This is a genomic window from Amycolatopsis sp. A1MSW2902 (genome assembly GCF_017312175.1).
GTDB lineage: Bacteria > Actinomycetota > Actinomycetes > Mycobacteriales > Pseudonocardiaceae > Amycolatopsis > Amycolatopsis nivea.
Genome location: NZ_QJPO01000001.1, coordinates 7,758,219 through 7,779,989, shown reverse-complemented (window position 1 = coordinate 7,779,989; position 21,771 = coordinate 7,758,219). Strand labels below are relative to the sequence as shown.

General features: G+C 68.9%; 18 protein-coding genes and 1 riboswitch. Of the genes, 6 read left to right on the top strand and 12 right to left on the bottom strand.

The annotated features are described in order from the left end of the window. Together DMP23_RS36310 and DMP23_RS36305 are read right to left on the bottom strand one after the other, a co-directional pair. Positions 1-420: a roadblock/LC7 domain-containing protein gene (locus DMP23_RS36310; protein WP_009084595.1), complete on the bottom strand. Its 420-nt coding sequence runs from the start codon at positions 418-420 to the stop codon at positions 1-3. Continuing rightward, positions 417-2,735: an ATP-binding protein gene (locus tag DMP23_RS36305; RefSeq protein WP_337823742.1), complete on the bottom strand. Its 2,319-nt coding sequence runs from the start codon at positions 2,733-2,735 to the stop codon at positions 417-419. The genes DMP23_RS36310 and DMP23_RS36305 overlap by 4 nt, the downstream gene beginning before the upstream one ends. Before the next feature lie 261 nt (positions 2,736-2,996). Between DMP23_RS36305 and DMP23_RS36300 the strand changes: the two genes are divergently transcribed. Next, positions 2,997-3,902 carry a serine/threonine dehydratase gene (locus tag DMP23_RS36300; protein ID WP_337823741.1) on the top strand — a complete coding sequence of 302 codons (906 nt, stop codon included), beginning with the start codon at positions 2,997-2,999 and terminating at the stop codon, positions 3,900-3,902. Here the strand turns inward: DMP23_RS36300 and DMP23_RS36295 are convergent. Genes DMP23_RS36295 through DMP23_RS36285 form a run of 3 tightly spaced genes read right to left on the bottom strand, consistent with a single transcriptional unit; the run spans position 3,889 to position 7,942 of the window. Next, on the bottom strand, positions 3,889-5,682 hold the full coding sequence (locus tag DMP23_RS36295; protein WP_337823740.1) for a glycosyltransferase family 39 protein: 1,794 nt from the start codon (positions 5,680-5,682) through the stop codon (positions 3,889-3,891). The two genes, DMP23_RS36300 and DMP23_RS36295, sit on opposite strands and share 14 nt — an antisense overlap. A gap of 48 nt (positions 5,683-5,730) precedes the next feature. Continuing rightward, positions 5,731-7,215, bottom strand: coding sequence for a sensor histidine kinase (locus tag DMP23_RS36290; RefSeq protein WP_337823739.1), 1,485 nt, complete (start codon positions 7,213-7,215; stop codon positions 5,731-5,733). Beyond that, positions 7,190-7,942 carry a response regulator transcription factor gene (locus tag DMP23_RS36285; protein WP_043834561.1) on the bottom strand — a complete coding sequence of 251 codons (753 nt, stop codon included), beginning with the start codon at positions 7,940-7,942 and terminating at the stop codon, positions 7,190-7,192. The genes DMP23_RS36290 and DMP23_RS36285 overlap by 26 nt, the downstream gene beginning before the upstream one ends. A 170-nt stretch (positions 7,943-8,112) precedes the next feature. On the opposite strand from DMP23_RS36285, the gene DMP23_RS36280 reads away from it, so the two are divergent. Together DMP23_RS36280 and DMP23_RS36275 are read left to right on the top strand one after the other, a co-directional pair. Beyond that, positions 8,113-8,670 (top strand): hypothetical protein, encoded by a 558-nt coding sequence (locus DMP23_RS36280; protein ID WP_275295288.1) that lies wholly within the window; start codon positions 8,113-8,115, stop codon positions 8,668-8,670. Between the two features lie 412 nt (positions 8,671-9,082). Further along, entirely contained in the window at positions 9,083-9,277 is a 195-nt protein-coding gene (locus DMP23_RS36275) for a hypothetical protein (protein WP_037809354.1), read from the top strand. Here DMP23_RS36275 and DMP23_RS36270 read toward each other — a convergent pair whose 3' ends face one another. Beyond that, a complete protein-coding gene (locus DMP23_RS36270; protein WP_337823738.1) occupies positions 9,278-9,724 on the bottom strand; it encodes a nitroreductase family deazaflavin-dependent oxidoreductase in 447 nt (148 codons plus the stop codon). It abuts the gene before it with no gap. Between the two features lie 126 nt (positions 9,725-9,850). Here DMP23_RS36270 and DMP23_RS36265 point away from each other — a divergent pair, with 126 nt between their 5' ends. Both DMP23_RS36265 and DMP23_RS36260 read left to right on the top strand, forming a co-directional pair. Further along, positions 9,851-10,531, top strand: coding sequence for a TetR/AcrR family transcriptional regulator (locus tag DMP23_RS36265; protein WP_337823737.1), 681 nt, complete (start codon positions 9,851-9,853; stop codon positions 10,529-10,531). A 46-nt stretch (positions 10,532-10,577) separates the two neighbouring features. Continuing rightward, a complete protein-coding gene (locus tag DMP23_RS36260; RefSeq protein ID WP_337823736.1) occupies positions 10,578-12,095 on the top strand; it encodes a 3-hydroxyacyl-CoA dehydrogenase in 1,518 nt (505 codons plus the stop codon). A gap of 413 nt (positions 12,096-12,508) precedes the next feature. Here DMP23_RS36260 and DMP23_RS36255 read toward each other — a convergent pair whose 3' ends face one another. The 4 genes from DMP23_RS36255 to DMP23_RS36240 form a co-directional block, all read right to left on the bottom strand. Continuing rightward, a complete protein-coding gene (locus tag DMP23_RS36255; protein ID WP_337823735.1) occupies positions 12,509-13,483 on the bottom strand; it encodes a threonine ammonia-lyase in 975 nt (324 codons plus the stop codon). Then, positions 13,480-14,331, bottom strand: coding sequence for a dihydropteroate synthase (gene folP, locus DMP23_RS36250; RefSeq protein ID WP_337823734.1), 852 nt, complete (start codon positions 14,329-14,331; stop codon positions 13,480-13,482). The genes DMP23_RS36255 and folP overlap by 4 nt, the downstream gene beginning before the upstream one ends. A gap of 25 nt (positions 14,332-14,356) precedes the next feature. After that, positions 14,357-14,447: riboswitch (ZMP/ZTP riboswitch) on the bottom strand. A 68-nt stretch (positions 14,448-14,515) separates the two neighbouring features. Continuing rightward, positions 14,516-17,659 carry a PQQ-dependent sugar dehydrogenase gene (locus tag DMP23_RS36245; protein WP_337823733.1) on the bottom strand — a complete coding sequence of 1,048 codons (3,144 nt, stop codon included), beginning with the start codon at positions 17,657-17,659 and terminating at the stop codon, positions 14,516-14,518. A gap of 92 nt (positions 17,660-17,751) precedes the next feature. Then, complete coding sequence (locus tag DMP23_RS36240; RefSeq protein WP_337823732.1) at positions 17,752-18,369, bottom strand: L,D-transpeptidase; 618 nt, start codon at positions 18,367-18,369, stop codon at positions 17,752-17,754. 195 nt (positions 18,370-18,564) lie between these two features. Between DMP23_RS36240 and DMP23_RS36235 the strand changes: the two genes are divergently transcribed. Then, entirely contained in the window at positions 18,565-19,083 is a 519-nt protein-coding gene (locus DMP23_RS36235) for a hypothetical protein (protein ID WP_337823731.1), read from the top strand. On the opposite strand, the gene DMP23_RS36230 is transcribed toward DMP23_RS36235, so the two are convergent. Further along, positions 19,067-19,960: a serine/threonine-protein kinase gene (locus DMP23_RS36230; RefSeq protein ID WP_337823730.1), complete on the bottom strand. Its 894-nt coding sequence runs from the start codon at positions 19,958-19,960 to the stop codon at positions 19,067-19,069. The genes DMP23_RS36235 and DMP23_RS36230 overlap by 17 nt on opposite strands. A gap of 17 nt (positions 19,961-19,977) precedes the next feature. Then, the gene (locus tag DMP23_RS36225; protein ID WP_337823729.1) at positions 19,978-21,720 is read right to left on the bottom strand and encodes an HsdM family class I SAM-dependent methyltransferase; all 1,743 of its coding nucleotides are present in this window, start codon (positions 21,718-21,720) and stop codon (positions 19,978-19,980) included. Between the last annotated feature and the right edge of the window lie 51 nt (positions 21,721-21,771).

The following is a 21,771-nucleotide window of genomic DNA, read 5'->3' as shown; positions in this document are numbered from 1 at the left end:
TCAGGCGAACGCGGTGTTCTTCAACTCCTCGACCAGCGCGGGGGTAAGGACTTCGGACGCGCGGTTGGCGAACATCGCCATCTCGTAGGCGATCGTGCCGAGGCTGGCCTGCTTGTTGGCCAGCACGCCGAGCGAGCAGCCGATGCTGATGGTGCAGACCACGAGGTAGCCGCGTTCCAGCTCGACCACGACCTTGTCCGGATCGCCGAGCGGATGGCTTTCGGACACGCTCTGTGCCAGCGCGAGCATCGCCGAGCAGGTCGCCGCGAGCCGGTCGGCGTCCGCGCGGTCGAGGTCCTGCGACGCGGCGATCAGCAGCCCGTCCGCGGACACCGCGAGCGCGGCGATCGCGCCCGCGGTGTGCAGCGCGAAGCGGTTGACCAGCCAGTTGAAGTTCTGCGCGGCGGCGGGAACGGTCATGATCCTCCTTGATCGGCCTGCTGGGCGGTGACTTGCTGTGCTTTGGCGACGCCGTCGGAAAACGAGTCGAAGGTGGCCCGCTCGGCGGCCGGATCGCGCAATTCGCGGCGCGGCAACGGGGTGCGGACGATCTGCGGCAGCTTGAGCCCGGGGGCCAGCTGCGCGCCGGGGACGCGGCGGAAGACGCCGTCGCGGGACTCCGGCTGCACCACGGTGAACTGGTGCGTCGGAGACGGGTCCGCGGTGTCCGGAACGTCCTCTGTGGACTCTTCCCGCTCGTCGGGAAGTTCCAGCGTTCCGGCGCGGGAAGCGAATTCCGGCTCCGCTTCCGGCCATTTCGGAGCCTCGTCCTGCGCCGGCTCGTCGGCTTCCGGCTCCGGCGGGTCGGTGAACCACCGGAACCCGGCCGGAGTCGGCGTGGACAACGCGGCGATCGCGGGCGCGGGCAGCAGCACCGGACGCGGGTCCGGCACCTGCCCCGGCTCGAAAAGCCCAGGCCCACGCCGGAAATCGACGTCGCGGGTGAACAGCGCCTGCGGTACCGAGACCTTCGCCGTCACGCCACCGTCCGGAGTGGACTCCAGTTCGACGCGCAGCGAATGCCGCTGCGCGAGCCGTCCGACCACGGCCAAGCCGAGCTGCTGCCCGGACGCCTCGTCGACCGGTTCGGCGAGGCGGCGGTTCTCCTGCGCCAACCGGTCCGCGGACAGCCCGACGCCGTGATCGGCGATGCGCACCAGCAGGTCGCCCGACGACTGGAACTCCGTCGAAATCTCCACCAGCGACTCCGGCGGGGAGAACGCGGCGGCGTTTTCCAGCAGTTCGGCGAACAGCAGCACCAGGTCGATCCCCAGCGACGGCGCGAGCAGCGCCTCCGCCGGTTCGCCGAGCCGGATCCGGGATTCGTCGTCGATTTCCGCGGCGGCCGAACGCAACGCGGTGGCCAGTTCGATCGGACCGCCGACCCGGGTTTCGTCGCGATTTCCCGTCACCACAAGCAGATCGTCCGCGGTGCGCCGCAGCCGGAGGGCCGCGTGCCCCACGCGGTGCAGCCCGGCGAGCAGCACCGGATCGTCGGCGCCGCGCGTCAACTCCTCGATCGCGGTGCGCTGCCCGGCGACCAGATTCTGCGTGCGCTTGGCGGCTCCGACCAGCAGCTGCACCCCGGCGCGACGCGTGTTCGCCTGTTCGGTCACCGCTTCCACCGCGGTGCCGCGGAGCCGGTTGAACGCCTCGGCCAGCTCGGCCAGTTCGCCGCCGGTGTCCGCCTCGAGCGCGGGCAGCAACGGTTGCGGCGGACTCGATCCCGGTTCGGCGGCCTGAACCAATTCAGGCGCGGCGAGGTCGGCGGTCGAGCGGGCTTGCCTGCTCAGCCGCCGCAGCGGCCGGGCAATGGAGCGCGCGGCCAGCACGGACAACGCGGCAACCAGTCCGAAAAGGACAATCGCGGCGCCGCCGACGATGAAGGCCGTCCGGGTCGCGCTGGACGCTTTCGCGGAGGCCGCGCCGGCAATCGCGTCGGCGATCCGGGTCTCCATCGCGTCGCGCTGATCGGCGAGCTGAGTACCGGCAGTGACCACATCGGACACAAACTGCCGGTCCTGCCGCGGTGCCGCGGCCAGCCGGTCAAGCTGCTGGGCCGTCGCTCCGGCCTCGACCGCGTCGACCTGTGCCGCGTCCTGCTTCCCCGCCAGCCGGGCGAACTGTTCTCCGTAAACGGCAGCGCGCTGACCTGCGCGATCGGCTCCGGCGGACGCGATCAGCGCGCTCGCCCGGGCCGCTCGCTGTTCGTCCGCGCGCAGCAGGGCGTCGAGCGTCCTTGCCCCGGAGCTGTCCGAAGTGGCCAGTCCCAGTGCGTCGATCAGCCCGACGGACATGGAATCGTAGCCAGAAGCGACATCAGCTACGGAAATCTGCCGATTGAGCGCCTTCTGCCGCAGTTTCGCCAGTTCACCACCGGGGCTAACCAGGCTGTCCGCGACGCCGTGCGCAGCGCTGTCGACCGTCTGCTGCTGCCGGACGAGCGCTGAGTTGGTGGCCGACGAGTCAGCGACAAAAGCGGCCGTGAGCAGGCTTTCCCGCTGCAACTGCCCGACCAGGCCGCCGACCCGCTGCCCTCGGGCGGCGGTGTCCGAAGCGGTCGCGGCCGTCGACGCGGCGGTGACCTGGGCAACCACGAGCGGAACCGCCGCTGCCAAGACCAGGACCAGCGGAGCCACGACCAGCACGGTCACTCGCGCCTGCACGGTGCGGATCCCGAGGCGGTCAAGCAGCCGCGCAGCGGATTCCCGCGACCGGGGCGAGCCGTCGCGCATCCACGTCACCTTCCGTTCCCGAGGAGTCCCGACGAGACCGAGGCGTGGAGTGCACCGAACGGGGACACCCGCAGGACGCTACTACTCTCAGTAGTACTCGTCGCGGTACGCACATGGTCGGACACCCCACGTCTGCGCAGAGCTTAGCGAGATCGGCAAGGGATGGACAATGCCCTCTTCCACCGTGTCGCGCCCTGACACGCTGGGGTTTTCCCGGCGAGCGGCACGCGAGCGAGCAGGACCGGGAGGAGAATGGCCGATATGCGCACCGCACCTGTCGCCGCCGACGTCGCCGCTGCCCATCTCCGCCTTCGACCACACGTCCGGTGGACACCGCTGTTACGCACCGAAATCGACGGCCGTCCCCTCGTGCTCAAGCTGGAGCAGCTCCAGCGGTCCGGTTCGTTCAAACTCCGCGGCGCGGTGAACGCCCTGCTCAACGGGACTAAGCCGAAGCGCGTGGTCACGGCGTCGGGCGGCAATCACGGCCTTGGCGTCGCCACCGCCGCGCAGGCGCTGGGCATTCCCGCTGTCGTCTACGTGCCGGAGTCCGTGCCCGAAGCGAAGGCCGCCGGCATCGAAGCGGCCGGCGCGAAGCTCATCCGGCACGGCGCGGCGTACAGCGAGGCCGCCGCAGCCGCGCTGGCCGTCGCAGAAGAACCCGGCACCCGCTACCTGCACGCGTACGACGACGCCGACGTCATCGCCGGGCAAGGAACCGCGACCGCGGAGATCGTGGCCGACGCACCGGACGTCGATGCCATTGCCGTCGCGGTGGGCGGCGGCGGGCTGGCGTCCGGTGCGACGCTGGCCGCGGACGGCCGTCAGGTGTTCGCGGTGGAGCCGGAGCATTGCCAGGCACTGCACGCTGCCCTCGCCGCGGGCAAGCCGGTGGACGTCACCATCGACTCGGTCGCCGCCTCCGCGCTCGGCGCGACCCGCGTCGGCGAGCTGGCGTTCGGCATCCTCAACTCGCCGGGCGTCACGTCCGTACTGGTGTCCGACGCCGAGCTCCTCGCCGCGCGCGACCTGCTGTGGCGTGACTTCCGGCTCGTCGTCGAACCGGCCGCCGCGGCCCCGCTGGCCGCCTGGCTGGCCGGTCGCGTCCCGGCCGAGCTGCCGTGTTTTGTGTTGTGCGGAGCCAATACCTCGGTCACTTTTGCGTGAGGTCGTAAACCTTCGCGCCGCCGACCGTGGTGGGGTGGAAGTGCTGCTCGACCCAGGCGGTGATCCTCCCGGACGTGCCGCGGCTGCCACCTGGGCCGCCGCGGCCGTTGCGCGCTCCGACGACGAAGTAGTGGATCTCGCCGCTCGCCACGTACTGCTGGAATTGTGCGAGGGTCGGAGCGGGGTCGCCACCGCTGAACCCGCCGACGGCGAGCACCGGTTTGCCGCTGCCCAACGCGAGCCCGGCGGCCTGCATCGCACCGGTTTCCGCGGCGGCCCACTTCGTCGTCGTGGACTCCAGCAGCCGATTCAATTCCACATTGGACTGTTGCGGTCCGCCGAAACCGATGCGGCCCTTGTGCTGCGGTCCGGATGCCGGACTTCCCCCGGTATGCGCCGTCGACGCGGTAGCCACCGTGAATGAGGCCATCCCCAGCAGGGCAGCCACGAGTGCCAGCACCGCGACTGCCCGGCGCGCAGTCCCGATCAGCAACGCGAAAACGCCAAGGACGCCCAGCACCAACACGGAGTACCGCACCCATGGCTGCCAGCTCGGAGTCCGGTGCAGGAGAACGAAACTCCACGCGACCGTCACCGCCAGCATCACCGCGAGCACCGCCCGCGGCGCGAGATAAGCACGGCCACGCCACAGTTCAGTAGCGGAAATCGCCACGGTGGCAGCGATTCCCGGAGCGAGCGCGACCGTGTAGTACGGGTGGATGATCCCGCTCATATAGCTGAAGACGAGGACGCTGAGCACCGTCCAGGCGCCCCACAGCAGCAGCGCCGCCCGAGTCCGGTCAGTCCGCGGCGCACGCCGGGTGAACCACAACCCGGCCACGAGCCCGATCAACGCGGCTGGCAGCAGCCAGGACGCTTCGCCGCCGAATTGCTCGGTGAACAAGCGAGTCAGGCCCGTCTGACCGCCGAAACCGTGTCCGGAACCGGAAAACTCCGGCATCTTCGGCCGGGCGTCCCCGCCGTGCGACTGTCCGAAAATCCGGCCGAGCCCGTTGTACCCGAAGGCCAATTCCAGCACGCTGTTGTTCGTCGACCCGCTGATGTACGGCCGATCCGCGACCGGCGACAACGCCACCGCGAGCACCCACCAACCCGCGGAAACCACCACCGCACCGGCAGCGGCGAGCAATTGCCACATCCGCCGTCCCAAGGAAGTCGGCGCGGCAACCGCGTAGGCGAGCACGAAGGCAGGCAACACGAGGAATGCCTGCAACATCTTGTCGAGGAACCCGAAACCGATCGCGACCCCCGACAACAGCAGCCATTTCGTGCTCGCCGTTTCCAGCGCCCGCACCAGGAAATACCCGCCCGCGACGAGCAGCAGCACCAGGAACGCGTCCGGGTTGTTGAACCGGAACATCAACGCGGCGACCGGGGTGAGCGCGAGCAACGCCCCGGCCAGCAATCCGGCGACCGGACCGGAAAGCCGCCGCACCGCCAGGTACAGCAGGCCGACCGAGCCCACGCCGGCGAGCGCGTCCGGCACCAGCATGCTCCAGCTGGAGAAGCCGAAGATCCGCCCGGACAATCCCATCACCCACAGGGAAAGCGGCGGTTTGTCGACGGTGACCACATTGCCCGGGTCGAGCGAACCGAAGAACCACGCTTTCCAGTCCCACGTGCCCGCTTGCACGGCCATCGCGTAGAAGTCGTTGCCCCAGCCGGAAATCGCGACATTCGTGAGATACAACGCGGCGGTGCCCAGCAGCAGCACCGCGACGGCGGGGCGCACCCAGCGCGGCGCGACGGCAGTCGTCATGCCCGTCATTCTCACGGGCCGGGCTGTGCGCGGGCTGTGAATCGCTCGCTAAGGAGTGTTGGCACCGTCACGCAATTGCGGGAACGAGGCCACGAATTCGGTCCGCCCCGGACCGCTGTTCACCATCACGCGTCCGGAATGCGCGGCCACGACCGCGGCGACAATCGCCAGCCCCAGCCCAGTGCTTCCGGCGGCACGCGAACGCGAATTGTCGCCGCGCGCGAACCGCTCGAACACCTCGGGCAGGATTTCCGGCGGAATTCCCGGCCCATCGTCCACAACGGACAAAGTGACCCATCCGTCCCTAGTGGACAGTGCAGTGGTCACCGTGGTGCCAGCGGGCGTGTGCGTGCGGGCGTTGCCGAGAAGGTTCAGCACGACCTGGTGCAGTTGCCCGGAATCGCCGAGCACCGCGATCGGTTCGCCGGGAAGTTCCAGCAGCCACTTGTGTTCCGGACCGGCGACGTGCGAATCGGCGACCGCGTCCGCGACCAGCCGGGACAAATCGACCGGCTCGTGCACGACCGGACGCCCGGAATCGAGCCGGGCGAGCAGCAGCAAATCCTCCACCAGCGTCGTCATCCGCGCCGATTCGGATTCCACCCGGCTCATCGCGAACGCGATGTCCGGCGGCACCTGTTCGCTGCCGCGTCTAGTCAGTTCGGCATATCCGCGAATCGCGGCGAGCGGCGTGCGCAATTCGTGGCTCGCGTCCGCGACGAACTGCCGTACCCGGCTTTCGCTGGCATGGCGGGCGGCGAGCGCTTCGGCGATGTGGCCGAGCATCCGGTTGATCGCCGAACCGACCTTGCCGACCTCGGTGCGCGGGTCAGTGTCCACTTCGGGCACTCGCTCGGACAACGCGACCTCGCCGCGGTCCAGCGGCAGTTCGGACACCCGGGAAGCGGTGGCGGCGAGCCGGTCCAGCGGAGCCATGGTGCGCCGGATCGTGACCGCACCGGCGAACCCGGCGACGAGAATCCCGCCGAGCGCGACGCCGCCGAAGATGAATCCCAGCCGCCACAACGTTTCCGAGACCCGGCTCATCGGCAGCCCGATCACGGTGAACTCGCCGCGCGGCGAATACGTCGCGACCACGCGGTATTTCTTGAGACTCCCGGGAAGTTCGACCGTGCGGCTCTGGCCGTTCGGCGCGAGCACGAGCAGGACCCGGTCCTGCTCCGGGGTCAGCGGAACGAGGCCGAACGGGCCGATCACCTGCCCGTTGACCTTGCCGTCGTGGACGACCAGGCTGAGCGTCCCCTCGGGCTGGCCGAGCACGCGCAGCGGATCCGGCGGCAGCTTGCCGGAACCGTTGATCGGCGGTCGCGGAACGCCGTGCCGGAACCCGCGGTCGCTCGCCGCCGACAGCTGCCCGTCGAGCTGTCCGACGAGAAAGCTGTTCAACGCGAACTCGGTGACTACGCCGACGACCAGGCAGACCAGCGCGAGCAGCGCCGCCAGCTGAACGATCAGCCTGCGGCGCAACGACCACGGACGGCGGCGCTCAGCCCGCGGCGGGTTTGAGGACATACCCGGCGCCGCGCATGGTGTGGATCATCGGTTCCCGATCGGCGTCGATTTTCTTGCGGAGGTAGGAAATGTACAGCTCGACGATATTCGCCTGGCCGCCGAAATCGTAGCTCCACACGCGGTCGAGGATCTGCGCCTTCGACAGCACCCGGCGCGGATTGCGCATCAGGTAGCGGAGCAATTCGAACTCGGTCGCGGTGAGTGGCACCAGATCGCCGCCCCGGTGCACCTCGCGACTGTCCTCGTCCAGGGTCAGATCGCCGACCACCAGCTGCGAGCCGGTCGATCCGGAAACCCCGCCCGCCCGGCGCAGCAGCGCGCGCAACCGCAGCGCCACTTCTTCCAGGCTGAACGGTTTGGTCACGTAATCGTCGCCGCCCGCGGTGAGCCCGGCGATCCGGTCCTCGACCGCGTCCTTGGCGGTAAGGAACAGAACCGGCAGATACGGTGTTTCGGCGCGCATCCGGCGCAGCACCTCGAGGCCGTCGAAATCGGGCAGCATCACGTCGAGCACCACGGCGTCCGGCCGGAAATCGCGGCCGACGCGCACCGCCTCGGCGCCGGTGCCCGCGCTGCGCACCTCCCAGCCCTCCATCCGCAGGGCCATGGACACGAGCTCGGCCAGCGTCGACTCGTCGTCGACGACCAGCACGCGGACCGGGCTGCCGTCCGCGCGGCGCAGTTCGGCCTTGCCCCGGCCGGCAGACGCGGCGTTCACACTGCTCATGGTGCCATCTTCGGGCCCCGTCTTCAGGTCGGCCTGTGCGCCGGCTGTGTGTTTCCTGTGCGCCGTTCCCCCGCCTGGGTGCACAGGTGTCCCCCACGTCCGGCACAGCTTCCGCACAGCGGCCGCCCCGACGCTCGGAAAGGACAAGCGCGAACGTTCCGGAGGAGACCATGACGACCGATCCAGCAGAGGGCGCGACCTGGGGAGAGCAGCCCGCCCCCGCATCCGGCGGCAGCGGCCAGGGCAAGGCGTGGTCCGGCCGGAAAACCGCGATCGCGGCGGGAGTCGCGGTGGTGATCGCGGTCGGTGGTGGACTGGCGATCTGGGCGGGGACCAGTGGCAATAACGCGGCCGCGCAGCAAGGGCCGGGCGGGTTCGGTGGGCCAGGCGGGCCTGGTGGGTTTGCCGGTCGCGGGGGGATGGGCGGGATGGCTGCGCTGCGGGATGCGTTGCATGGCGATTTCGTGGTGGCGGATTCGGCTGGTGGGTATGTGACTGAGCGGCTGCAGACCGGGACGATTACCGAGCTCAGTGCTACTTCGGTGACTTTGACTAGCAAGGACGGTTATAAGCAGAGCTATACGTTGGATTCTTCTACGGAGAAGAGCGGGTCGCCTAAGTCTGGGGACAATGTGACTGTGGTGGCGAAGGTGCAGGGGGCTACGGCTACTGCTACTTCGTTGGGGGAGGCTCAGCAGTTTGGGGGGCAGCCTCGTCGGCGGGGGTAGGCCGGGTGGAAGCGGTGGTTGCGTGGGGCACCCCGAAGTTTGATTGTGCTGACGGTTCGGGGGTGCTTGTCAAGGCGGGAAAGATGCCTTGACAAGCACCCCCGAACCGCAGATGAGCTTCGTATCGGGGTTGGGGGAGGGCTGGGTGCCTCGCTCGTTGGGTGCATCGGTGCGGTTTTTGGGGTGGGCGCCCCTCGACCGTTGGGAGCACCGGCTGCGGTTGGGGTGGGGGCTTGCGCCCCAATGCCACATTCGGTGCGTTGGATGCACCCAATGTGGCGTTCGGTGCGTCAGATGCACCCAATGCCACATTGGGGGCACATCCGGGGCCGGGGCTGGGCCGGGCTGGGCGGGTCGCGAGGGGGAACCTTGAGACACTCCTCAAGAGGGTCCGTCTAGCTAGGAGATAGTCGTGAAGCGGTGGATCACGCTGGCGTGCGGTGTGGTGCTGGTGCTTGTCGGCGCGGTGTGGGTGCTGCAGGGCGTCGGGGTGCTGACCGGCAGTTTCATGACCGGCCAGAAGCTCTGGTTCCTGATCGGACTGGTCGCGTTCCTGGTCGGCGTGGTTCTCGTCGCGGCCACCACCTTCCGGAAACGCGTGCGCTGATCACCGGGTGAAGATCTCGAACACCGGGTAACCGGGGGCGATCTCCAGCAGCTTCTCCTCCGGTGCCTTCGCGTCCACGCCCTCGAAGAACGTGCCGACCTCGAATGCCCAGCGCTTGAGGTACGAGCGCAGGATGGCGGGCTTTTCCTCGTCGGGCAGCTCGCGGTAGGTGAACGTCTCGGTGCGGCGGCCGACGGCCAGCTGGCCCTCGCCCGCGGCGCGCAGGTTCCGCACCCACTGGGTTTCGCCGCGTGCGGCCACCAGGTACTGCTTGCCCTCGAACGGCAGCAGGTTCACCGGCACCTCGCGCAGTTCGCCCGACTTGCGGCCGCGGACGCCCAGCACCCGGCTGCCCCACACGCTGAGGCCGCGCTTGGTGAGCCAGCGGACGCAGCCGTTGAACGCCGCGGTCGCCTTGCCCGGTTCGAGGTAGCGGGTGCTGGCCATGGGGTCCTCCTCGGCTTGCGAGAGCGGTGCTCTCTGTTGTGAACAGTGAACACCCGCGGACCGTCTCGCGTCAAGAGCAGTGCTCTCGGTTTTGCGCAGCGCTCTCGTTCGAGGCACACTGATCGCATGACTGCCGCACCCCGGACCGCCCGCGAGCGGGTTCGTGCCGAGCTGACCCGTGAGATCAAGGACGAGGCCCGCCGTCAGCTGGCCGACGTCGGCGCGCACGGGCTTTCCCTGCGTGCGGTCTCCCGTGAGCTGGGGATGGTCTCGTCGGCGCTGTACCGGTACTTCCCGAGCCGCGATCAGCTGCTCACCGCGCTGATCGTCGACGCGTACAACGCCGTCGGCGAGGCCGCCGAACAGGCCGACCCGCACACCGGCGACCCGCGCGAACGCTGGCGGGCCATCTGGCGCGCGACCCGCGACTGGGCCCGCGCGAACCCGCACGAATACGCGCTCATCTACGGGTCGCCGATCCCCGGTTACCAGGCTCCGCAGGACACCGTCGGCCCCGCCGGACGCGTGGCCTTCGCGCTGGTCGCGGTGCTGCGCGACGCACATCCGCACGAGCCGGCGGTCACCGCGCCGATGTCGGAGGAGCTGCGCGCGCAGGCCGACCAGCTCAGCCGGACCCTGGACCTCGACGCGCCGGCCGAGGTCGTCATGCGCGCCATCGCCGCCTGGACCCAGCTGTTCGGCGCGCTCAATTTCGAGCTGTTCGGCCAGTACGTCGGCAGCGTCGACCCGGCGGACGCGTACTTCGAACACCTCGTCGGGCAGATGGCGGACTTCGTCGGTCTGTAGTCCGGGGTAAGTTCGCCGTGGCGCCAAAGCGAAAGGCAGGTTCGACGTGACGGGATGGGCCGGACGGGTCGGCAGGATCCGCGTGATCGGCACCGGGGTGATGGGACGCGGCATCGTCCAGCTCGCCGCGACCGGCGGGGTCACCGTGGAACTCGCGGACGTGCAGCCGGAAGCGGTCGCCGCGGCGATCGACCACGTCGGCGCGATGGTCGACCGGCTGGTCGCCAAGGAGAAGCTGAGCGAGGAGAAGGGCCGCGCGGCGAAGGAACGCCTCGTCCTGGTCGACGGCCCGCTCGCCCCCGCCGACGGGGTGGACCTGGTGATCGAAGCCGTCCGCGAAGACCTCGACACGAAGCAGACGCTCTTCGCCGGGCTCGAGAAGATCTGCGGCCCCGAAACGATCTTCGCGACCAACACCAGCTCGCTGTCGGTCACCCAAATCGCCGCCGGGCTCGCTGACCCCACGCGGATGATCGGTCTGCACTTCTTCAACCCGGTCCCGCTCATGCGCCTGGTCGAGGTCATCCCCGGCGCGCGCACCGCCGGCTGGCTGCCCGGTGAAGCCCTCGAACTCGTCCGCGGCTGGGGCCACGAGCCGGTGCTGGCGAAGGACGCCCCCGGCTTCCTCGTCAACCACGCGGGCCGCGGCCTGAACACCGAGGCGCTGCAGATTCTTTCCGAATCCCTCGCCGCTCCCGCCGAGATCGACCGCATCGCCCGCGACGTCCTCGGCCTCAAACTCGGCCCGTTCGAACTGCTGGACCTCACCGGTTTGGACGTCTCGCACGCGGTCCTGGAAAGCATCTGGAGCGGCTTCCACTCCGAACCGCGCCTGCGCCCGTCGTGGCTCACCCGCCCGCGCGTCGCCGCCGGGCTCTTCGGCCGCAAAACCGGCGAAGGCTTCTACCGCTATGTCGACGGAAAACAAGAGGTCCCGCCGGAGCCGGCCGCTCCGCCCGCCCCGACCATGCCGGTCTACGCCGCCGACGAACGCCTCGGCCGTCTCCTGTCCGCAGCAGGCGTCGACGTCGTCCCCGACGCCTACCCCGACACGGTTCTCCTGGTGACCCTGCGCGGAGAGTCCACTGTGGACGCTGCGCGGCAACTCGAACTGCCCGCCGCGCGCGTCGTCGGAATCGACGCCCTCGGCTACGAATCGCGCTTCACCATGTCTGTCCACCCTGGACTGGACCCGCACTACGGCCGCGCCGCCTGGGGCGCCCTGGCCGCCACCGGAACCCCGGTGACGGTCGTCCGCGACGGTGCCGCCCCCATCGCGCAACGCCTCCTGGCCTCGATCATCAACACGGCTTGCTACATCGCCGACCAGGGTCTCGCGGCCCCCGCCGACATCGACACCGCGGTGCGCCTTGGCCTGGGCTACCCCCGCGGCCCCCTGGCATGGGGCGATCTGGTCGGCCCGGAAAAGGTCCTGCGCATCCTGAACGGCCTCCTGCGCGGCACCGGGGATCCCCGCTACCGCCCGAGCAGTTGGCTGACCGAACGGGTGGCGCTGGGCCTGCCACTCGCTTCCACCGGCACCCGTCCGGCTGATCTGGCCTGAGTTTTTGTCGGTGGTGCGCAGTAGCTTTTCGGCATGACTGCCACCATCGATCTCACCCTGGACTGCACCAACGCACAACTCCTCGCGGGTTTCTCGAAAACGGCACTCGGCTATGTCGACGAACCTCCGCCGCCACAAGGGGACCAGGCCCCGGCTGGCGGTCCTGGATCAAAGCCGAGGCTGAACGCCTGGTGTCGGCGGGCGGGAGATTCTGGCGGAATTCGAGGGGCACCATGTGGCGATGACGGATCCGGAGGGGAGCGAGTTCTGCGTCACGGCGGCCTCGGCTTAGGTTGTCGAGCTGCTGCGGATTAGGTTGTGCGGCAAAGAAACCTGCCGCAACGGGTCTTTCACATGCCACTATGCCGTCGCAGAATCCCTTCGCCGCCGCGGAAACCGTCTCCGGAAAACCATCAAGACCTGTGCTCAGGAGCCGCCCCGATCCAACGGCGGTAAGCGGCTTCATCGACGTTGCTCCCGCAGACGATCGTGACCACGTGCCGTCCAGCGAAGCGGTCGCGGTTTTCGAGGATCGCGGCCACGCCGAGCGCGGCTGAGGGTTCGACGACGAGTCCGGCGCGCTCGAACAGCATCCGCATGCCGGCGATGATCGACGCCTCCTGAACCAGGACGGCGTCGTCGGCGACAAGAAGGAGGTCATTCAGCACCGCTGGGATAGGAAAGCGGCCCGCGACGCCGTCGGCGATGGTGTCGGTCGAGTCGGTTGAGACGACGCGCTGCTGGTGCCAGGAGCGCGTCATCGCCGGTGCGCCCAGTGGCTGGACGCAGATCACCTCGACTTCGGGCGCGCGCTCCTTGAGCACGTGCCCCACGCCGGTGGCCAGTGCCCCGCCGCCCAAAGCGATCAGTACGGCATCGAATGCGGGCAGGGTGTCCACCAGTTCCAGGCCGATGGTTGCCGCGCCTTCGCAGGTCTCGAGGTCCAGGCTGTCTTCGACCAGCCGGATGCCGTCGTGCCGTGCGATGGCCGCTGCTCGTTCGCGTGCCGTCTCGATGTCGCCGTCCACCAGTTCCAGCCGGGCGTCCAGCGCACGGATGCGCTCGAGCTTGGCGGCCGGTGCGAAGCGGGAGGCCACCACGGTCACGTCGAGTCCTCGGCCGCGGCCGGACCAGGCGAGGGCTTGGCCGAGGTTTCCCGCGCTCGCGCACACGACAGCGGAAGCATCGTTGTCGGCGAGTGCGCTGGCGACGACTTCGGTGCCGCGCGCCTTGAAGCTGCGGACTGGGTTCGCCGTTTCGAGCTTGATGCTCACCGCGCAGCCGAGGTCGCGTTCCAGCGCTTCGCAACGGAACAGCGGAGAGTCGAGGAAAGCAGGATCGATCCGCCGGCGAGCGGCCCGGATCCGAGCAGTGTCGAGGCGCGTCATCGGCTGGCTCCTGCGTACTGGTCCAACGCGGTGAGGACGGTGAGCGCGTCCCGAAGTGCTGCGACGTCGTGAGTCCGGATGAAATCGACGCTGTGGCTGGCGGCATAAAGCTCCGCGGCGAGGCTGGCCGGACCGATCTCCGACAGCTCGCGTCCGGTGATCGCGCGCAGGAACGACTTCCGGGACGGCGAGACCATGATCGGGACACCGAATCTGGTCCGGATCGCGCGGAGTGCCGCCAGGACAGCCAGCGACGGTTCCGGCGTGGCACCGAGAAAGTATCCGAGCCCGGGATCGATGATCAGCCGTTCGCGGTCGATGCCAGCCGCTTCGAGCGCGGTCAGCCGCTGGTCGAAGAACTGCTCCAGCGCCGTCAGCACCGCTTGCGGGTCGGTGCGTACTTTGGTAGCGGGACCCCGCCGCTGCACCGAGTGCATGACGACGAGGCGGCATCCGGTACCGGCCAGCTCCGCATAGCGTTCAGGGTCCGGAAATCCCTGGATGTCGTTGAGAAACGCGGCACCGCGAGAAGCGGCGAACAGGTGGGTCCGCGGCTGGAACGAGTCGACCGACACCGGGACGCCGTCGGCGACCAGGTGGTCCAGGACCACGTCCAGCCGCCGGATTTCCTCGTCGGCGGTCACCGGCTCGGCGCCCGGATGACTGGCCGCTGGACCGAGTTCGACGACGTCCGCGCCCGCCGCCAGCAATCGGCGGGCATGCGCGAGCGCGTTCGCCGGGGCTAGGAATCTGCCGCCGTCGGAGAACGAGTCCGCGCTGACGTTCACGATTCCCACCAGCCGCGGCCGGTGCCAGGATGCTTCCGAAAAAGCCAGAGCTTGAACCATCGCCGTGTCTCCCGGATCTCGATCCCACAAGAGCCCAGGCGTACGGCACGACGTCACGTGGACGAGGTCGCTCCCCGATGGTGATCCATCTTCACACGCCAGTCACGACCTGCGGACACAGTAACAAGAAACTCCGGTGCGGAGCTACCGCCGGCGAGGACACCGACGGCAGCTCCGAGCCGACTCACCACCGGTAATTCGTGGTTACTCCATACCGGTAAATCACATAACCGCCCTGGAAATCGCTTCGAGCGCCGCCGCTGATCGGATGCTCATCCGAGGTAGGCAACCCCAAATATCCCCACTCCCAGCCCAGCGCGGCCCACCGCTTGCGAATCTCCCCTTGCACCATGTGCGCCCCGGTACGCGGGCTCCAGTAGATCGACCCGCCGCCGTTGAAGTGGTTGTAGCGCGCGATCCCGTTAGGCGTACCGGTTTCATCGGTAGTCGGATAACCGAGCCCTCGCTCCCAGCCGAGAGCAGCCCACTTGTCCCGGATAGCGCCGCCGATCTGGTGCGCACCAGTGGACGGCGTCCAGTAGATCGACCCGCCCACCGTGAAGTGGTTGTACCGCCCGACCCGGTCCGGCGTCGCAGACTCATCCGTAGTCGGGTAACCAAGACCGCGCTCCCAACCCAGCGAAGCCCACTTGTCCCGAATCGCCCCGCCAATCTGGTGCGCACCAGTAGACGGCGTCCAGTAGATCGACCCACCCACCGTGAAGTGGTTGTACCGCCCCACTCCGTCCGGCGTCGCGGACTCATCCGTAGTCGGGTAGCCAAGCCCCCGCTCCCAGCCCAACGAAGCCCACTTGTCCCGAATCGCCCCGCCGATCTGATGCGCGCCACCGGTAGGCGTCCAATAAATCGAGCCACTGGTGAAGTGGTTGTACCGCCCGACCCCGTCGGGAGTCCCGGACTCGTCGGTGGTCGGATACCCCACCCCGCGTTCCCAGCCGAGAGCGGCCCACTTGACCAGAATCTGCCCCTGGACCGAATGCGCCCCGGTAGACGGGGTCCAGAAAATAGCCGCGGCCTGGCTTCCCGGCGTGCCGATCAAATGGTTGTACCGGCCCACCCCGTCCGCGGTCCGGGTCTCGTCGGTCGTCGGCGGTCCGTACACCTGATGCCCGCCGATCGCGAGATAGCGGGCCAGGATCTCCCCACCGATCTCATGCACCCCGGTAGCCGCGGACCAGTACAACCGCCCATTCGCATACGGCCGATACCGCACCGGCCCGTCAACGACCTCGGGACCCGTTGGCGCGCCGATCGAGCTCCGCAACTCCGGCTCAGCCGCATACCGCTGATCGATCGCCGTCAGGTAGTTGGCGGTCAGTGTCATATCACCAGCGCCGACAGTGATCGACCACGAAGAGGCAGCCGGACCGCCCTGCCAACCGGTGAACTTGGAAACCCCATCGGTGCCAACCAACGCAGCAGTCACGTCAAAGGTCGCACCCTCAGTGACCATCGCACTGCTGACGCCACCCTCGCTCGGGATGCTCAACGCGGCCGGCTGCGTGCCCACCAACGTCAACCGATGCTGGCGCGGGTAAGCGACATACGTCTTGCTCGCCTGCACCCCGGCGCTGTCCGTGACTGTCGCGGTGAATTCCATCCGAGAATCCGTGTGATCGGTAAACGGAACCGTCAACGTCGGCCCCGTCGCACCGTCATTGGGATGCACGTGGCAGGCGCCGAGATCCGGACAGTGCCGAATCAACGACGTCCACGTGACGGGAAGCTCGCCATCCTCCGCGTCAGTCGCCTTGGCGGACAACGAAACCTGCTCACCCACCGCAAAAGTCTTGTCCGGCGCGGACAAATTCAGCACCGGCGAATGATTGCCCGGGGCGACAGTGATCTTCGCGGTCCCGACGCCGCCGAGCGGATCCGAAACCGTCAACGTCGCGGTGAACGAAGCGCCGTCCCCGTACTGATGGCTGGCCTGGACCCCGGTGCCGGTGCTGCCGTCGCCGAAGTCCCAAGAGTAGGTGAGCGGATCGCCGTCAGCGTCAGTCGAATCGTTGGCGGCAAAGGAAACCGTGCGGGTATCCGGATCCGTCGAGGAAGTAGCCTTCGCCACCGGCGGAGCGTTGTTCGTCGAGTAGCTCAACCGCCGCAGTACGCCGGAGTTGAGGTCTGTGAAGACGATGTCCCCGTTGGGCGCAGCGGAAATCCGGGTGACCCCGCCGACATTCTGGAACGGCGCGGGACTCGTGGGCGCCTGGGTGAGCTTGCCCTGCGCGTCGTACCGCAGCGTCCAGATCTTCTGCCCCGCGTAGTCCCCGAAGAAGTACGCACCCTGGTAAGCGGCCGGATAAGTCGTGCCGCCATACACAATCCCGCCGGTGACACTGTTGCCCTGCGCCGGACCGGTCCCGTGCTGGTAGTCCCACAACGGCGGCGTGTTCACCGCCACGGCACAACGCGCGTCAGCCGAATAGCCCGGCGTCGGGTGGTTCCCCTCGTAGCAAGGCCAGGCGAGATTCGCGCCCGGCTGCACCACGTCCACCTCTTCCCACGTGTACCAGCCGACATCGCCGACCACCGGCAGCCCGCTCTTCGGGTCGAGACTGAACCGGAACGGGTTGCGGAATCCGCTCGCGAACACCTTGCTGCGAGCGGAATCCGGCGCGGCCGCGTTGTAGTACGGATTGCTCGGTACGCCCTTGCCGTCCGCGGTGAGGTGCAGGATCTTGCCGAACGGCGAATCGAGGTCTTGCGCGACGAAGGCGACCGGGTTGGTCTTGCCCGCGTCGCCGTTGTCTCCGACGGAGTACCAGAGCGTGCCGTCCGGCGCGGGGTAAACCGTGTCGAGGCCGTGGATGTAGTACGGACTGCCGGGCAGGTCGAAAATCACCTTCTCGCCGGTCAGCCCGGACGGATGTCCCGCGCCGTCGAGCTGCACGGTGAACTTCGCGGCGCGCATCGTGTACTGGCCGTTGCCGAGCGAGACCGAGCGGTTCAGGTAAACCTGGTGCGAGCTGGCGTAGTCCGGCGCGAGCGCGATGCTCGTGAGGCCCATGTCGCCCTGCGTCTCGACCGGGAAGGTCGCGATCCGCTTCGGCGCGCCGCTGCCCGCGGCCGGGACCCAGTTGACGACGCCGGACTTGCCGAGCGCCAGCACGCTGTCATCAGGCAGCCAGGCGAAGTCGGTGAACTCGTACTGCCCGAGCCCGGTGGGCAGGTCCCGCAAAACGAACCCCGGCGGCAGCGCCGGGGTATCGGCTGCTGCCGCCGGGGCGACGGCGGTGACCGCGGTGGGGACAGCGACGACCGCTAATGCGGCCACCACCAGGGAACGGAGCTTGCGCCAGGCCATTCGGGACCCCTTTCTCAGCGACCGGTAATCGCTCAGAAGGGGGACGAAGTTGCCTCTATCGGGTGATATTTATTCGACCGTGACGCGGTCGGTCAGGGCACGACCTGGACCACGTCGCCAATGTGCAGGGTGTTGAAGAACCGCAGCGACGACGTCGCCGACAGGTGGATGCAGCCGTGCGAGTACACCTTCAGGCTGCCGGTGTGGAACGCGTCGCCCGGGTAGAAGAAGACCGAGTTCGGCATCGGCGCGTTGTCGAACTGCTTGCTCAGGTGCAGCTTTTCCTTCGACAGCACGTGGAACGTGCCGGTCGGGGTCGCGTGCCCCTTGCGTCCGGGCAGCATCGAGACGGGGCCGTAGATCACCTTGCCGTCCTGCAGCAGCCAGGCGCGGTGCGCGGAAATGTCCACGCAGGCGCTGGTGCCCGAAGCGGCGGCGGCCGCGGCGCACGGGACGTCGGCGGTGCTCGGCTCTGGGTCGGCCTTCGGCTTGGGAGCGGGCTTCGGCGTCGGCTTCGCACTGGTGCTCGCCGGGCTGCTGCTGGTCGCCGGGGCAGAACTGCTGGTCGGCGCACTGGAGGACGAGACGGGCACGCTCGCCGCCGCGGGCACCGCGCCGCCGCCGGCAGCCGATCCGGCCGTGCTGCCGGAGCACGCCACGAGCCCGAAAGCCGCGGCCAGCGCCGCCATCCCCACCAGAACCCTCTTCACGATCCGGTACCCCCGCGTTCGGTCGGGTCGCATTCGGCAGGACCCGTATCACCCGAATAGACGACCATCACCCCTTCGTGGTTGCTCGGCAATGGTCACGATCCGGCTTCTCCACCCCGGGGTTGAGCCGCGGATCCACCTGGCCCCAGCCCGTACGCCGACGAAACCCGCATCGATTCCGGCGAGGCTGGAAGCATGAACCTCGGCCCGCTCACCATCGTTCTCTACGCCGCGATCGCAGCACTCGTCCTGTACCGGGTCGTCTACCGGCAGTGGCGCGGCACGCTTCTCAGCCACAAGCGTCTGCTGACGCTGCCGTTCATCCTGACCGCGATCGGCGTGTTCTCCGCCGCCACCGCGTTGCAAAGCGCGACCGCGACGGAGTACGCGCTGCTGGCTGGCGACGTCGTGGTCCTCGGACTGCTCGGCGTCCTGCGAAGCTCCACTTCGGTCCTCAGTGCGCGCGAAGGCACGACGTTCGTGAAGGGCACTCCGCTCACTCTGGTGCTGTGGTTCGCCACCATCGGCGTACGCGTTGCCTTCTCGTTCATCGGAGCCGCGCTCGGCGTCAGCAACACTGTGACGTCCTCGACGATCATGCTCACGATCGGCGTCAGCATCGGCGTACAGAACGCCTTCACCTACTACCGCATTCAGAAGCGCGGTCTGCCGCTCTCGGAGCAGACGCCGACAAGCATCAGCGCTCGCCGCTAAGCCCCACCATGCGCGCGTACATCCGCGAAGGACTCAACACCGTCACCGGATGCAGGAATCCCGGCAACGGCGGCAAGTCCCGCGCGAAAGGCACAAGATGCGCGTACAGCACCTCCGCCCCAGACGGCCGCACCGAAGGATCCTTCGCGAGCGTCGCAGCGAGAAGCGTATTCAACTCCCGAGGCACACCGGGCACGACCGGCGCTGGTTCCTTCACCTGCTTGTCGAAGACCGCGTACGCCGTCGGCCCGGTGAAGACCGGACGGCCGGTGAGCATCTCGTGCAGTACGCAGCCGAGCGCGTACAGGTCGCTTCGCGGCTCCGCGTGCCCACGCTGGATCTGCTCCGGGGCCATGTACGACGGCGTCCCCAACAGCTGCCCCGCGCGTGTGAAGCGAGCAGTGTCGGCTTCGCGCAACACAGCGAGCCCGAAGTCCATCACCTTCACACTGCCGTCCGGGCAGAGCATCAGGTTGGCCGGCTTGAGGTCACGGTGACAGACCGCGCGAGCGTGCGCCGCCGCCAGGACCGCGGCCGCTTGCGCCGCGATCGCCGCCGCCCAGGACACCGGCAGCGGACCGTGTTCGGCGAGCAGATCGTCCAGCGTCACGCCTTCGACGAACTGCATGACCTGGAACAACCGGTCGTCATGAGCGCCGAAGTCGTAGAGCGTGGGCGCGCCGGGATGGTCGAGCGTCGCGAGGATCCGCGCTTCGCGGGCGAAGCGTTCCTCCAGCTCTTCGTCGCCGCCAGGAAGCCGAAGCAGCTTGATCGCGACCTGCCTGCCGAGCCGCCGGTCGAGCCCGCGGTGCACTGAACCCATGCCGCCCCGCCCGAGCGGCAGATCGTCGACCTCGTAGCGGTCCGCGATCAGCATGGGCCCCCTCACAGCGCTCACCCGCCACCGGGCTTCAGCCGTCCTTCGGCGAGTGCGGCAAAGCCTAGCCGCACCAGGTCGCGGCCGATTTCCGCGGTTTGCCGCAGTGCCCGGTCGAAGTCCGCGAGCGCGCGGAAAGCGACGCCGTACGCACGCTGCGTTTCGAGCGGATGCCGCGGCACCTTCAGCCGCCGCGCGTCGATCCGGGTCGACGCGCTATGCACCGGGAAGTCCGCGGCACGCAGGCATCCGGCGAGGAACTGCGCGTCGAGCCGCTCCGGATCCACGCGATAACGGGAAAGCGCGGGCCCGAGCCGCACCGGCGCTCCACTGTGGACGATCACCGCGCCGGTGACCGACGCGACCACGTCGCCCTCGTGAGCGAGCACCGCCGCCGGATCCGGCGCGGCGTGCCCGGTCGGCGGGCCGCCGATGAGGACGTCGTCGGTGGTCAGCACGGGTTCGTCGCCGTCAGCGGTACGCGGCGGCGCGTGCGTGATCCGCAGGGCGCCCGCCTTCACCAGCTCGCCGACGGTCGTGTGCGCCGTTTCGCTGGACGCCGGTTCCAGCTTGGGCAACTCGATCCCGATCTGCCCGAAAACCCGTTGCGCGGCAATGAAAGCCTCCCCCGAATCACTCTCACCGGGACGGCCGGACGGACTCAGGTCGACGTCGTCGTCGAGCACGTCGATGATGCGTTCGCCGGTGTCTGGATCGGCCAGGAAGTCCTGCCACACCTGCTCGACGTCGTCCGCGGTGGTGTCGGCGATCAGCACCGTCGCCGGCGCGCGCTGCTCCGGCTCCGGGCGCGTGAGCAGCCAGAGATCGGTGCCCGGCGCGAGCGTGCACACCGCGCGCAACGCGCCCGCCCGAAGCAGGTTGGCCCGGATGCGTTTCCCGCTCCGCCGCCCGGCCGCCGCTCCCGGCATCAGCACCGCGACCGCGCCACCGGGTTTGACGTGCGCGAGGCAATGCTGCACCCACGCCAGCTCCGACTCGCCCCGCGGCGGCAACCCGTACTCCCAGCGCGCGTCGCCGACGAGTTCCTCATGCCCCCAGCCGCGCTCGTTGAACGGCGGATCGCACAGCACGACGTCAGCCAGCCGGTCCGCGAAAGCGTCCGCGCGCAACGGGTCCGAGGCGTGCACCTCGGCGTCCGCGCCGTGCAGCCGCAGCCGGATGCCCGCGATCCGCGCGGTGTCCGGGTCGACGTCCTGCCCTCGCGCCCGGGTCGCCGCGGCGGCCAGCAACAGCGATCCGAACCCGCACGCCGGGTCGAGCACCGTGGCCCCCTTCGCGCCGGTCAGCCGCACCATCAGGTCGGCGTACGCGGTCGGCGTCGTGGAGAGCCGGCGGGCGTGCGCTTCGAAGAAACGGTCGCAGAGCTGCTCGAACGTCTCCGCCGCGCCTTCGCTCGCGGCGAGCTGCGAGATCAACGCCAGCAACCCCGGATCGTCCGGCCCCTCAGCGTCGTCCGCGAGGTACTCGCCGACCGCCGCCAACCGCGCGCCCAGGTCGAGGTCGTCGCCGAGCGCACGCAGCCGTTGCCAAGCTTCGTCGATCGGCGCCAGCTCGAACGGACGACCGCGCCCGCGCAGCCACGCCTGCACCTCCGGAAGCGAAAACAACGGGCTGGACGCCGTGCCGCCCACCGGTTTGGGAAAATCGTCATGGCGCCGCCGCCAGTTGCTCACCGCCGCCCGGCGCACGCCCGCCAGGCGCGCGATGTCGGCCGCACTCACCGCCGCGTCGTCTGCCATGGGGAGCACGATAGCCGACGACAGCGGTTTCCATCGTTTTGCTTGTTAACT

What these genes read in the sequence shown, in the direction of transcription:
- DMP23_RS36310 (WP_009084595.1), bottom strand. Translation starts at nt 420, where the DNA reads ATGACCGTTCCCGCCGCCGCGCAGAACTTCAACTGGCTGGTCAACCGC.
- DMP23_RS36305 (WP_337823742.1), bottom strand. Translation starts at nt 2,735, where the DNA reads ATGCGCGACGGCTCGCCCCGGTCGCGGGAATCCGCTGCGCGGCTGCTT.
- DMP23_RS36300 (WP_337823741.1), top strand. Translation starts at nt 2,997, where the DNA reads ATGCGCACCGCACCTGTCGCCGCCGACGTCGCCGCTGCCCATCTCCGC.
- DMP23_RS36295 (WP_337823740.1), bottom strand. Translation starts at nt 5,682, where the DNA reads ATGACGACTGCCGTCGCGCCGCGCTGGGTGCGCCCCGCCGTCGCGGTG.
- DMP23_RS36290 (WP_337823739.1), bottom strand. Translation starts at nt 7,215, where the DNA reads ATGTCCTCAAACCCGCCGCGGGCTGAGCGCCGCCGTCCGTGGTCGTTG.
- DMP23_RS36285 (WP_043834561.1), bottom strand. Translation starts at nt 7,942, where the DNA reads ATGAGCAGTGTGAACGCCGCGTCTGCCGGCCGGGGCAAGGCCGAACTG.
- DMP23_RS36280 (WP_275295288.1), top strand. Translation starts at nt 8,113, where the DNA reads ATGACGACCGATCCAGCAGAGGGCGCGACCTGGGGAGAGCAGCCCGCC.
- DMP23_RS36270 (WP_337823738.1), bottom strand. Translation starts at nt 9,724, where the DNA reads ATGGCCAGCACCCGCTACCTCGAACCGGGCAAGGCGACCGCGGCGTTC.
- DMP23_RS36265 (WP_337823737.1), top strand. Translation starts at nt 9,851, where the DNA reads ATGACTGCCGCACCCCGGACCGCCCGCGAGCGGGTTCGTGCCGAGCTG.
- DMP23_RS36255 (WP_337823735.1), bottom strand. Translation starts at nt 13,483, where the DNA reads ATGACGCGCCTCGACACTGCTCGGATCCGGGCCGCTCGCCGGCGGATC.
- folP (WP_337823734.1), bottom strand. Translation starts at nt 14,331, where the DNA reads ATGGTTCAAGCTCTGGCTTTTTCGGAAGCATCCTGGCACCGGCCGCGG.
- DMP23_RS36245 (WP_337823733.1), bottom strand. Translation starts at nt 17,659, where the DNA reads ATGGCCTGGCGCAAGCTCCGTTCCCTGGTGGTGGCCGCATTAGCGGTC.
- DMP23_RS36235 (WP_337823731.1), top strand. Translation starts at nt 18,565, where the DNA reads ATGAACCTCGGCCCGCTCACCATCGTTCTCTACGCCGCGATCGCAGCA.
- DMP23_RS36230 (WP_337823730.1), bottom strand. Translation starts at nt 19,960, where the DNA reads ATGCTGATCGCGGACCGCTACGAGGTCGACGATCTGCCGCTCGGGCGG.
- DMP23_RS36225 (WP_337823729.1), bottom strand. Translation starts at nt 21,720, where the DNA reads ATGGCAGACGACGCGGCGGTGAGTGCGGCCGACATCGCGCGCCTGGCG.